The organism is Mesorhizobium sp. WSM4819 (assembly GCF_055811215.1).
The window spans coordinates 133,076-144,223 of sequence record NZ_JBVVQO010000015.1; the positions used below are offsets into that span (position 1 = coordinate 133,076).

10 protein-coding genes and 2 pseudogenes are annotated in these 11,148 nt (G+C 63.1%); 4 read left to right on the top strand and 8 right to left on the bottom strand.

Translation table 11 applies throughout. From position 1 onward, the window contains the following. Positions 1–32 precede the first annotated feature (32 nt). Positions 33–983 (bottom strand): LysR family transcriptional regulator, encoded by a 951-nt coding sequence (locus AC0L18_RS16205; protein WP_473493257.1) that lies wholly within the window; start codon positions 981–983, stop codon positions 33–35. Positions 984–1,004: 21 nt separating this feature from the next. Between AC0L18_RS16205 and AC0L18_RS16210 the strand changes: the two genes are divergently transcribed. The 4 genes from AC0L18_RS16210 to AC0L18_RS16225 are packed head-to-tail and all read left to right on the top strand — an operon-like array spanning position 1,005 to position 3,867. Further along, complete coding sequence (locus AC0L18_RS16210; RefSeq protein WP_473493258.1) at positions 1,005–1,712, top strand: four-carbon acid sugar kinase family protein; 708 nt, start codon at positions 1,005–1,007, stop codon at positions 1,710–1,712. Positions 1,713–1,735: 23 nt separating this feature from the next. Next, positions 1,736–2,155 (top strand): nucleotide-binding domain containing protein, encoded by a 420-nt coding sequence (locus AC0L18_RS16215; protein WP_473493259.1) that lies wholly within the window; start codon positions 1,736–1,738, stop codon positions 2,153–2,155. Between the two features lie 3 nt (positions 2,156–2,158). Next, positions 2,159–3,172, top strand: coding sequence for a 4-hydroxythreonine-4-phosphate dehydrogenase PdxA (gene pdxA, locus AC0L18_RS16220; protein ID WP_473493260.1), 1,014 nt, complete (start codon positions 2,159–2,161; stop codon positions 3,170–3,172). Then, positions 3,169–3,867 (top strand): 4-hydroxythreonine-4-phosphate dehydrogenase, encoded by a 699-nt coding sequence (locus tag AC0L18_RS16225; protein WP_473493261.1) that lies wholly within the window; start codon positions 3,169–3,171, stop codon positions 3,865–3,867. The genes pdxA and AC0L18_RS16225 overlap by 4 nt, the downstream gene beginning before the upstream one ends. Positions 3,868–3,933: 66 nt before the next feature. Here AC0L18_RS16225 and AC0L18_RS16230 read toward each other — a convergent pair. From AC0L18_RS16230 to tdh, 7 genes and pseudogenes are all read right to left on the bottom strand, one after another. Next, positions 3,934–4,188 (bottom strand): annotated as a pseudogene (locus AC0L18_RS16230) (ISAzo13 family transposase); the annotation flags it as partial. A 177-nt stretch (positions 4,189–4,365) separates the two neighbouring features. Then, positions 4,366–5,820, bottom strand: coding sequence for an aldehyde dehydrogenase family protein (locus AC0L18_RS16235; protein ID WP_473493262.1), 1,455 nt, complete (start codon positions 5,818–5,820; stop codon positions 4,366–4,368). Then, positions 5,817–7,091, bottom strand: a complete 1,275-nt coding sequence (locus AC0L18_RS16240; RefSeq protein WP_473493263.1) for an NAD(P)/FAD-dependent oxidoreductase — start codon at positions 7,089–7,091, stop codon at positions 5,817–5,819. Before AC0L18_RS16240 ends, AC0L18_RS16235 begins: the two co-directional genes overlap by 4 nt. 56 nt (positions 7,092–7,147) lie before the next feature. After that, positions 7,148–8,317 carry an alanine racemase gene (locus tag AC0L18_RS16245; protein WP_473493264.1) on the bottom strand — a complete coding sequence of 390 codons (1,170 nt, stop codon included), beginning with the start codon at positions 8,315–8,317 and terminating at the stop codon, positions 7,148–7,150. A gap of 19 nt (positions 8,318–8,336) precedes the next feature. Further along, positions 8,337–9,155 carry a GNAT family N-acetyltransferase gene (locus AC0L18_RS16250; RefSeq protein WP_473493265.1) on the bottom strand — a complete coding sequence of 273 codons (819 nt, stop codon included), beginning with the start codon at positions 9,153–9,155 and terminating at the stop codon, positions 8,337–8,339. Between the two features lie 302 nt (positions 9,156–9,457). After that, positions 9,458–10,765, bottom strand: coding sequence for an NAD(P)/FAD-dependent oxidoreductase (locus AC0L18_RS16255; protein WP_473493266.1), 1,308 nt, complete (start codon positions 10,763–10,765; stop codon positions 9,458–9,460). Positions 10,766–10,975: 210 nt separating this feature from the next. Further along, positions 10,976–11,148: pseudogene (gene tdh / locus AC0L18_RS16260) on the bottom strand (L-threonine 3-dehydrogenase); the annotation flags it as partial.

Here is an 11,148-nt window from a genome sequence, read left to right on the forward strand (position 1 = left end):
TACGGGCGCAAAGGCGATTTTATTTTCTTAGTTTAGCTGTTCTCAAGCACCTGCCGCTTGAACGATGTCTCGGACTCTGCGGTCAGCCAATCGCGCAATGCGGAGAGGCCGGTTGAAACAATGATCGACTTCGGATGGATCAGGCCGTAGTCCGTCCCATCGCGATCAAAGCCGAGTGGTGCTTCCAATCGCCCATTCGCGACGTCATCCGTTGCAATCGCCTGGGGGGCAAGAGCAACGCCAAGACCACCCAGGGCCGCTTCTGCCATCAGGAAATGATGATCCAGCAATCGGGTCGTTCGAGGACGCGGCGCATCCATGTGCGCGTCGAGCCACGCTTCCCAGGCATCCGGTCGCGTCCGTGATCCGAGCGCCACATAGTCGCCACTCTCGAACCGCTTGCGCAGGGATGGCAGCATGACCGGACCGACGCGCTCGGGCATCAGCCTGATGATGGTCCATTCCGGGTCGACCGGAAAATCGAGACGGCGGATCGCAAGCGTCACCCGGTCACGCGCGAAGTCGAGCCCTCCGCCGCCGGTCGACAGGTGCACCTCGACATCCGGGTATCGATCCTGAAACCCAGACAAGCGGGGGATCAGCCAGCGCATCGCCAGCGAGCGCTCGCAGGACAGGATGATCGGAATGGGCGTCGAGCTGGATCTGATCTCTGCCAAGGCATCAGTGATTAAATGGAACGCCTTGCCGGTCGCCTCCGCCAGCTTGGCGCCATCGGAGGTCAGACGCACCCCGCGCCCGTCCGCTTCGAGCAAGCGCAAGCCAAGATCGGCGGAAAGTTTGGAGACGCGACGGCTGACTGCACCATGCGTCAGAGCGAGTTCGGCCGCCGCAGCACGCACAGACCCCAGACGCCCCACTGTTTGGAAGGCACGCAGATCGTCGAGTGAAGGTAGGTCAGATCGTTTCATTGGTGATTTCATATCACCATAAATCGTCAGATCATATCGATATTCGGTTCTCAACGTTCTGCTATTCTCACCAACATGAAGCAGACCACATCTCTCCTCGTCGGGATAGTCGCCGACGATCTGACCAGTGCTACCGACGGCGCGGCGGCCTTTCTCGCGAGAGGCTATGCACCTGTGATCAAGCGACAGGTCGACGGCGCGGAGAATGGAGCTATCACTTCTATCGATACCAACAGCCGCGCCTCCGACATCTGGCAGGCGACAAGGGCTATCGCCGACGCCGTGTCGGCTCTCTCGCATGCCCGCCTTCTGTTCAAAACGATCGATTCGACCCTGCGCGGCCATATCCGCGTGGAAGTCGCCGCGGCCTTTCGCGCCAGCGGCCGGAGCAGGCTTGTCATCGCTCCAGCCTTTCCCGAAGCTGGGCGGCTCACCGTCGGCGGGACCCAGACGGTGAACGGCATTCCCGTGAGTCAAAGCGTCTACGGCCGTGATCCAGTCCATCCCGCAGGCACCTCGGACATTGCCGATCTGGTCGATCCGTCCCTGGGTAAACCGATCATTATCGCCCCCGACAGTTTCGGCGATGCGGCGACGAAAGGGTCCATTCTGATCCTCGACGCCGACAGCCAGGACGTACTGAACCGGCAGGTCGCCAGCATCCCCGAGCCTGAGACTGTTCTTTGGGTGGGCTCTCCTGGTCTCGCCATCGCGCTGGCATCGTTGGTCCCTGCCGTGCCTGATGAACGCCCGGTACGGGCAAAGCCGCCGGGCGGGTGGTGATCGTCGCAGGAAGCACCAATCCGGTGACGCGCGTCCAATGCGAGACCTTGCGTGTACGAGGCGTTCCCGTCGTCAGCGACCTGGCCGACGCTCCCGGCGACGCCCGTGTGATTTGTCTTCGGGCACCGCTGCAACGGCAGGAGAATGCCAGCGCGGTGATGACGAACCTCGCCGGACAAGCAGCCGCAGCGGTCGCCCGGCGCGACTATGACGCGGTGATCGCCACCGGCGGCGAGACGATGGCCGCGATCCTGGATCGCCTCGGCATCAACGGGTTCCTTCTCACCCGCGAGTTGGAGCCCGGCTTTCCGGTTGGCCGCGCCGAACGGGCGGACGGAGAGCCGCTCACCATCGCCATGAAGGCGGGAGGCTTCGGCTCACCCTCTGCACTCCTTGATGCCGCCCGCGACCTGCTGGCAAACCGCTTTCACGAAAGGCTCTGATCGATGACCGCCCATGACGCTCCTCTCGCCGTGACCATGGGTGATCCCTCCGGCATCGGCCCCGAGATCATCGCAAAAATGTATCTCCGTCGACCGGACAAGCGACACTGGATCGTCGTCGGTGATCCGCTGGTGATGACCCACGCCCTTTGCGCACTCGATGCTGATGTGCGGATCCGGCCGATCGCCTCCGTCGATGAGACCGTGCTCGATGACGGAACCCTCAACGTGCTTTGCTCCTCGCAGCTTTCCGCCCTGCCACCGGTCAGCCAGGTTTCGGCCGTCAGTGGACGCGCGGCGTTCGACGCCATCGTTGTCGCGATCGGACTGGCGCGGGACGGTTGGGTGGGCGGCATCGTAACGGCGCCGATTCACAAGGAAGCACTCGCAGCAGCCGGTTTGCACTATCCCGGCCACACCGAAATCCTGGCCGATCATGGCGGGGCTCCCAAGGTCGCCATGATGCTGGCGAACGAGGACATTCGCACGGTCCTCGTCACCATCCATTGTTCGCTGTCCGAGGCGATCCGCAAAGGCGATTTCGCGGCGCAGATGGATGCCATCCGGTTGGCCGATGCCGGTGCGAAGGCGCTCGGCATCTCCCATCCGCGCGTCGCCGTCGCCGGCCTCAATCCGCATGCCGGCGAAGGCGGTCTCTTCGGAGACGAGGAAATCCGCATCATCCGGCCGGCGATCGAGGCGGCCCGTGCCGAAGGCATCGACGCCTCCGGCCCATGGCCAGGCGACACCGTGTTCATGCAGGCCCGCAAGGGCCGTTTCGACATCGTGGTCGCGCAGTATCACGACCAGGGTCTCATCCCGGTCAAATATATGGGCCTCGACCATGGCGTGAACGTCACGCTGGGCCTGCCTTTCGTGCGCACCAGCCCCGATCACGGCACCGCCTTCGACATCGCGGGGTCTGGCGTTGCCGACCCCTCCAGCCTGGAGACCGCCTTCGACTACGCCCTTAGGCTGAAGACCTCCCTCCCGAACCAGAAAGCCGTCATCCCATGACCCAATTCGACTTCATCTTCATGCTGACACGCAACGACCGCACCGTGACCGACGCCGCCGTCCACGCCGAAACGGCGCTCGGGGCCGGAATCCGCCACATCGGCTTCAAGGACATCGGCCTGCCGCTCGACGCGCTTGCCGCCCTCGCCCGCCAGATCCGCGAGGGCGGAGCCAACACTTATCTCGAAGTTGTATCGCTCGACCGCGACAGCGAGATCCGCTCGGTCAAGGCGGCGATCGACCTCGGCGTCGACTTTCTTCTCGGTGGCACCCATGCCGGGGACGTGCTGCCGCTGCTGGAAGGGACGCCCATCCGCTACTATCCGTTTCCGGGTCGCATCGTCGGGCACCCGAGCATTTTGGAAGGATCGCAGGCCGAGATCGTCAAAAGCGCGGTCGCGCTCGCCAGCCATCCCGGTGTCGCCGGTCTCGACCTTCTCGCCTACCGTTCGGCAGGCAATGTGCCGTCTCTGATCGACGCTGTGTGCCGGGCCGTGCCCAAGCCCGTTATCGTCGCGGGATCGGTGGACCGGCCGGATCAGATCAACACCATTCGCAACACTGGCGCAGCGGGATTTACCGTCGGCACCTCCGCGCTGGACGGCCGGTTCCCGGCGGAGGGTCCCGCACTGGAATTCCAGCTGCGGGCGATCTCGGCGTGCCTCGAAGGACATCAAGAGAGCGTGGGAGGTTAGTCCTGGTCAAAATAATCTCAAATTGAACCCAGCACGGCGGAGCTTCGAGCAATCGAGGAAGCTCCAGACCAGAGTTCTCTGCCACTCCATTCGATCGCATAGACAAACGCCCTGTCGACGCACCTGCCCGCGCGCCGTCGCAACATCGAGGTCTTTGATGCCACGCCCGATCGTCGAACGGGCCAGACCGGTGATCTCAGACACCACCGCAAGCCCACAACCCGCAGCACGAGCTCACTCGCAGCGAATACCCGGCCGCCACGCTCGTCCGCTTCGAGCGGTCCGCCTCCACCGCTGCTCGATTCCGCGTCGGTCGATCATGCCCGAATCGGTAACCCACAAAGCGACCGAATAGAATCGCAACCTGATGAGTCAAACCGACGCAGACGTCACCAAATCCGATTCAGTCATCAATCGACGTGTTCTAACTGATTAGCGATCCGCTCAGCCTATAGGCGTAGACGGCAGCTGCGCCCTCTGCGCCAGGCGAAATATCACCTAGAAATAGCCGAGGATGGATTTGACCTCGAGGTACTCCAACATGCCTTCGATGCCATATTCGCGTCCGTTTCCGGACTGCTTGAAACCGCCAAACGGGGCGTGCGGATCCCAGGCCGGGTAGTTGAGATGAACCTGACCGGCGCGAATCCGCGAGGCGACGTCCCTGACGGCGCCCATATCCTCGCCCTGCACATGGGCGCCCAGGCCGTAGACCGTATCGTTGGCGATAGTGACGGCCTCCTCGACCGTGTCGTAGGGGATGATGCACAGAACTGGCCCAAAAACCTCTTCCTGGGCAATGCGCATGCCTGTGCGCACGTCGGAAAAGATGGTCGGCTTGACATAGAACCCGACGCTCAGATCGTCCGCGCGACCCGACCCGCCGGTGAGGAGCCTGGCGCCCTCTGAAATGCCGACGCCGATCATGGTTTGGATGCGGTCGAACTGGGAACGGTTGGCGATTGCACCGTGAGTGGTGGTTTCCGAAAGCGGATCGCCGACGATGATCTGGGCTGCGGCCCTCCTGGCGATTGCCTCGATCTCGGACAGCCGCTCGCGCGGCACGATCATGCGCGTCGGCGCGCTGCATGACTGGCCGAGATTGCGGAAGGCGGCGGCTACGCCCCGTGAAACGGCACGGTCGAGATCGGCGTCGGGCAAAATCACGTTCGGCGACTTGCCGCCGAGCTCCTGCGACACGCGCTTGACCGTCGGCGCGGCGGCCTGGGCCACCGCGATGCCGGCACGGGTGGAGCCGGTAATGGAGATCATGTCGACATCCCTATGGGAGGCGAGAGCCATACCCACGCCTGGGCCGTCACCATTGACGAGGTTGAAGACGCCGGCAGGGAAGCCGGCTTCCTCAATCGCCTCGGCAAACAGCAGCGCGTCCAAAGGAGAGAGCTCGCTTGGCTTGAGCACGACCGTGCAGCCTGCGGCAAGCGCCGGCGCAACCTTGGCGGTGATCTGGTAGAGTGGCCAGTTCCAGGGCGTGATCAGCGCGCAGACACCGATCGGTTCGTGGGTGACGGCGGTGTGGCCGCGCTGCTCGACGAAGGGGAAGGTTTTCAGGACATCGCGAGCGACCTGCACATGGGCGATTGCCAGCGGCACCTGCGCGGTGCGCGCATATCCGATCGCCGCGCCCATTTCGAGGCTCAAGCATTGCGCAAGCAGTTCATTGCGCGCTTCGAGCAGCGCCTGCAGGCGATCAAGCAGACCCGCGCGGTATTCCGGCCTGGTACGGCTCCAGGTGGCGAACGCCCGCCGGGCCGCTGAAACGGCCGCGTCCACATCCCAGCTGTTTCCGAGCGGAAACCGGGCCACGACCTCTTCGGTGGCGGGATTCACGACGACGCTCTGGGCGGTGCCCCTCGGCTCGGCCCATTGACCGTCGATGAAGAACTTGTCCAGGCGGCCGTTGCGGGACAGGTGTTCGAGGGGCGAAATCATGTGACAAGGTCCTTCATGCGGTAATAGGCACCGAGGATCGGCAGGAACCAGGGACGCCCAAAGTATCCAGGGATCGCCGGCCAGTCGAAATCCTTCCAGGGGTTCAGGTCGGGACGCCCGTCCATGACATCGGCCATGATGCTGCCCATCAGCGTCGACATATGGGTGCCGTGGCCGCTATAGCCCATCGAGTAGTAGATTCCGTTGCGCTCTCCGGCGCGCGGCAGCCGGTCGCGGGTCATGTCGACCATGCCGCCCCAGCAGTAATCGATGCGGATGTCGGCCAGTTCCGGATAGACCTCGACCATCGCCGCTTTCAGGATCCGGCCGCTCTTCTCGTCGGACTGCGGGTTGGATACTGCAAACCGGGCCCGCCCGCCGAACAGCATGCGATTGTCCGGCGTCAGCCGCCAATAGACGACGAGATTGCGCGTGTCGACGACATTGCGTCGGGTCGGCATGAGGCGCTCGAGTTGCGAAGGCGACAGCGGTTCCGTCACGACCAGGAAGGCGCCGACCGGCACGATGCGGCGGCGGATCCATCCGAGCGGACCGACCTGGGAAATGCCGCTCGCCAGCAGGACCTGACGCGCGACGATCTTGCCTCGCGGGGTCTCGACCTCATGCCCGTCGGCGACCTTGCGCAGAGCCATGACGGGGGCATTTTCATAGACCTCTGCGCCCCGCCGTGCGGCGGCGGTCGCCAGGCCCCGGACGAAACGGCCGACATGCATGCTGGCGCTCTTGGGAAATAGCAGCCCGCCATGGTAGCGGCTGGTGCCGACTTCAGTTCGCAGGTCGGCGCGCGCGATCATCCTCGTCCCGGGATCGACATTTGCCGCCAAGAGTTCCTGGCTGCGCGCCAGCACGTCGTAGTGCTCAGGCTTGGCGGCAAGCTTAAGCTTGCCGACCCGGGAGAAGCTGCAGTCGATCTTTTCTTCCTGCACCAACCGCTCGACCATATCGACGCCGGCGTCGAAAGCCTTGTAGAGGGCGTTTGCGGCCGGCTTGCCGTGCTTGCCGGCCATGATTGCATAGTTCTGGGCAAAACCGTTGTTGCACATCCCGCCATTGCGGCCGGAAGCGGCGTAGCCGATCGTTTCGGCCTCCAACAGTGCAACCCGGGCGCCCTTTTTGGCGAGGGCAAGCGCGGCGGAGGATCCGGTCAGGCCGCCGCCCACAACCGCCACATCGTAGTGGCCTTCGAGCGGTTTGGACGCGCCCTCATTGAACGGCTGAGAGGTATCCAGCCAATAAGATGTAAACTTCATGATTGCACCACCAGTGCGTCAGTTTGCATGGGCGCCATGCGTTGCGATTGCAGCCCCTACCATCCGCGGATCCGCTCCCAACGGGCTTCGATCCGGGGACTGTCCCCGTTGACGACGCTGTAGAAGTGGTGCTGGGCGGCCATCGCGCAGGCATGGTTGGGCAGAATCCGGACCCGAGCCCCGAGCGGCAAATCGGGCATGGACTTTCCAGAACCGGCACGAATGGCGACGATACCGTGTTCCTGGCTGGCCTGCGCCACGATCACATCTTCAAGCACCCGCCCCTTTTCATCGCAGACGACACCGTAACCCTGGTCGACCTGCTGGTTTGCGGTTCCGCGGTCGCGCGAAAGCGCCATCCAGCCCGCGTCGACCAGCACCCATCCTTTTTCCGGCTTGGACCCGATCACCGTGGCCAACACGGAAATCGCGATATCGTCGAGACGGCAGACCCCTACCCCGTGCTGGACGAGATCGAAGAACATGTAGACCCCGGCGCGCAGCTCCGTGACGCCTTCGAGGTTCTCGGCGAAGTGCGCCGTCGGCGTCGAGCCGAGGCTGACGATCGGGCAGGCATGGCCGTGGGCGCGCAAAGTTTCGGCGGCGCGCACGGTGGCCGAACGCTCGTCCTCGGCTGCCTTGACCAGCGCATCGGGCGTGTTCAAGCCATAGGACTCGCCGGCATGGGCGAGGACGCCGACCAGGTTGGCGCCAGCTGCGACGATCCTGTCGGCCACATCGAGCAGCTTGGGATCGTCCGGCTTCAATCCGCCGCGATGGTCGTCGCAGTCCAGTTCGATGAAGACTGACGGCGTCACACCGGTGGCTTCGCGTACACCGGCCAGGGCGTCGGCCTGCTCCACGGAATCGAGCAGCAGCTTCACATCAGCGCCGGTGCGGCGACAAAGCTCCATGGCGCGGACGGCCGACGCCGGCGACATGCCGACTGCGTAGGTGATGTCGCGAAAGCCGTGGCCGGCGAAATACTCCGCCTCGGCGATGGTCGAGACCGTGATCGGGCCGGGTTCGCCGGGGAACACATGTCGGGCGACGTCGATGCTTTTGGCCGTCTTCATATGCGGGCGCAGCACTACGCCAAGCTCTCTGGCATGCTCGGCCAGACGCTGGATGTTGCGCTCGATCCGCCCCCGGTCCAGAAGCAGCGACGGGGTGATGAGGGCATCGATCGTTTGTGCCGCCTCACGGATATTTACATTCGTATCCATCGCTACCCTACCTCATTCCTTAACCGAACGACTGATTTGCCAAGGCATACATGCGGGCCGTCCCGTCGCAAACGGGCCGTCGCCCCTTGACCATCGCGATCACAGCACCGACACGCGCGAGGCCCAGGCTCTCCAGCCAGTCGCCCAATCCGTGTTCGGCATAGACGTCGATGCGCACGAATTGGCCGTGAAGCGTCGCAAGCTGGGGCAGGATCAGAAGCCGCGCGTCTTGGGCGCTTTCTGCTGCAACAGGGCCGACGACATAGCCGCGGCCGAACCGCCTGGCGATAGCGTAGCCTGCAATCCGCCCCGCGCGTTCGATGACCGAAACATTGCCCGCGTCAGCGAGGCCAGCCACCATCGACGGCCGGGGCATGCCTGTGGCCCGTTCGTCGAAGGCCTGGATTGCCGCGAGGTCAGAGACCGTCGCCTGACGGATGTCGTCGCGCGCACTCTGCGTCACGGCAACGGTCAGCGGGCCCTGGTGCTGAACCACCGTACCCCAGGCAGTGAACCCGCGTCGCTTGTAGAGTGCGAACCCCTCTTCCGTCGAATTGAGCAGCACGCTGCGCCTGTCCGTGGCCTGAAGCAACCCGTCAAAAAGCCGGGAGCCGTTGCCGCCGCCTTGCGCGGAGCCGGTTACTATGATCATCCCGGCAGTGGCATAGGCCTGTCCGTAATTCCAGGACATGGCAGTGCCGATCACCTGTCCTGCCCGCTCGAGGACCAGGCCATTGCCGACCTTCACGGCAAATTCCCAGTCCTCCTGGCGATAAGGCCAGCCCATTTCCTGCGACAGCTTCAGCGCGCCCGGCACATGGCGGGTCTCGAATTTCATCAGCTCGGTCGGGGCGCTGACGCTATCCCTGTCATGATCAACGGCCATAGGTGCAACGCTGTCGCTTGATCCAAAGTCACATTTGTAGTCGGACCTTAGAGTGGCGTCCGGCGGGCAGATTTCGCTGCTGTTATGCCCCTACAATTCAGCGGGATCATTCGTTTTGAGCCGTCCGTCGGCATGCCATATGGCGCAAATCGGGCGAGGAAGGCGGCAAGTCCACTCGGGCGTCGCTCAGCCGAAGTGCAATGCAGACCTCAGCGGCATCTTTCGGTCGCAGCCTGCCACTCGCCTGACCAACATCAATGCAATTTGAGACGCGGACGGACAACCCGGTTGACATGGCCGACCAGGATAAGGGCCAGGCCCTTGATCCAGCCATGTATGGCCACCAGGTGCATGCGGTACAAAGAGACGTAGATCATCCTGGCGAGCCGCCCCTCGATCGCCATACGGCCTCCGACGAGGTTTCCCATCAAGCTACCGACGGTGGAAAACCGGCTCAACGACACGAGCGAGCCCTTGTCCCGATAGACAAATGCCTCCGGCGTTTCCCCGGCAATCAAGTGAAGAATGTTGCGATAAGCGGTCGATGCCATCTGGTGGGCGGCCTGAGCGCGTGGCGGCACCGGGCCGCCCGCCCCTTCCGGCTTGAAAAAGCAGCAATCGCCGATAGCGAAGATGCGCTCGTCCCGGCTCGTTTGGAGGGTGGGAAGGACGACAAGTTGCCTGCTGCGCGCCACCTCGAGTCCGTCGAGCTCTCCTAGAATATTTGCCCCCTGCACTCCTGCAGCCCAGACGCAAATATTGGCGTCTATCTGCTCCCCGGTAGCACACCTCAGTCCCTGTTCCGTTGCTTCGGATACAGCCGTGTTTGCGAGCACCCGGACGCCGAGGGCCTCAAGTTCCTGATGCGCAGCCTTTGCTAAAGCTTCTGGGAGAGCCGGAAGAATCCGCGGCCCGGCCTCTATCAAAGTGACCCTCAGCCGGGTCTCGTCGAAGACTTCCAGGCCATAATGTCTGAGAGATGATGCAGCATTATAGAGTTCAGCAGCGAGTTCGACGCCTGTCGCGCCGCCACCTACGATAGCTATATCAACGAAGGCGTCGTCGGTTGAATCAGCTGACATTGTCCTGGACACTCGAAGACAATGATTCAACAACTTCAATCGAAAGCGATCCGCTTGGTGACGGTCTTCGAGGAAAAGGCAATGATCCTTGACTCCGGGAGTGCCGAAGTCGTTTGAAACCGACCCGATTGCGATAACGAGGTAGTCGTATCGGAGCCGATGTCGACCGACCAGTTCCGACCCGTCATCGTCGAATATCGGCGCCACTGTGACCTGCCGCGCGGTGCGATCGATGGCCTCCAGCGACCCGTAGAAGAAGCGGTAGCCCCAACGGTGCCCGTGGCCGCGGTAGCCCACTTCGTCAAGATTTGCATCGAGTGAGCCGGCCGCGACCTCATGGAGGAGCGGCTTCCAGACATGGGTGTGGTTACGCTCGACAAGAATGATATCGAAATCCTTGCGGCCGAGCCGTGCTCCGAGCCGGCGCACGAGTCCAAGACCTCCAGCCCCACCGCCAACGACGACAATTTGGGTCTTCATTCGTGCTTGCCCGGTCCGTAGCGGAATGCTTCTCGACATGACCAACCGCCTGTCAACGGCTGGTGCGCCGGATGGCAATCAAGTCCTGGATTCGATAGCCCTGAATGATAAAGAAGCGTCATCATCGCCCTCACGAACTCAAAAATCGCGCTATTCCCGGGCGTTCACGCCGCGAATGGCGAGCCCTGTAGTCCAGCCCCAAGGCCGCCCTCACCAATCCATCACCACCTTGCCGGAATTGCCGCTCGTCATCGCCTCGAAGCCGGTCTGGAAGTCGTCCACGCCGATGCGGTGCGTGATCAGCCAACTGACATCGAGCGGACCCTGCACCAGCGCGATCATCTTGTACCAGGTCTCGAACATCTCGCGGCCATAGATGCCCT

Excerpts from the sequence above, each read along its gene's own strand:
- AC0L18_RS16210 (WP_473493258.1), top strand. The coding sequence starts at position 1,005 with ATGAAGCAGACCACATCTCTCCTCGTCGGGATAGTCGCCGACGATCTG.
- pdxA (WP_473493260.1), top strand. The coding sequence starts at position 2,159 with ATGACCGCCCATGACGCTCCTCTCGCCGTGACCATGGGTGATCCCTCC.
- AC0L18_RS16225 (WP_473493261.1), top strand. The coding sequence starts at position 3,169 with ATGACCCAATTCGACTTCATCTTCATGCTGACACGCAACGACCGCACC.
- AC0L18_RS16235 (WP_473493262.1), bottom strand. The coding sequence starts at position 5,820 with ATGATTTCGCCCCTCGAACACCTGTCCCGCAACGGCCGCCTGGACAAG.
- AC0L18_RS16240 (WP_473493263.1), bottom strand. The coding sequence starts at position 7,091 with ATGAAGTTTACATCTTATTGGCTGGATACCTCTCAGCCGTTCAATGAG.
- AC0L18_RS16245 (WP_473493264.1), bottom strand. The coding sequence starts at position 8,317 with ATGGATACGAATGTAAATATCCGTGAGGCGGCACAAACGATCGATGCC.
- AC0L18_RS16250 (WP_473493265.1), bottom strand. The coding sequence starts at position 9,155 with ATGAAATTCGAGACCCGCCATGTGCCGGGCGCGCTGAAGCTGTCGCAG.
- AC0L18_RS16255 (WP_473493266.1), bottom strand. The coding sequence starts at position 10,765 with ATGAAGACCCAAATTGTCGTCGTTGGCGGTGGGGCTGGAGGTCTTGGA.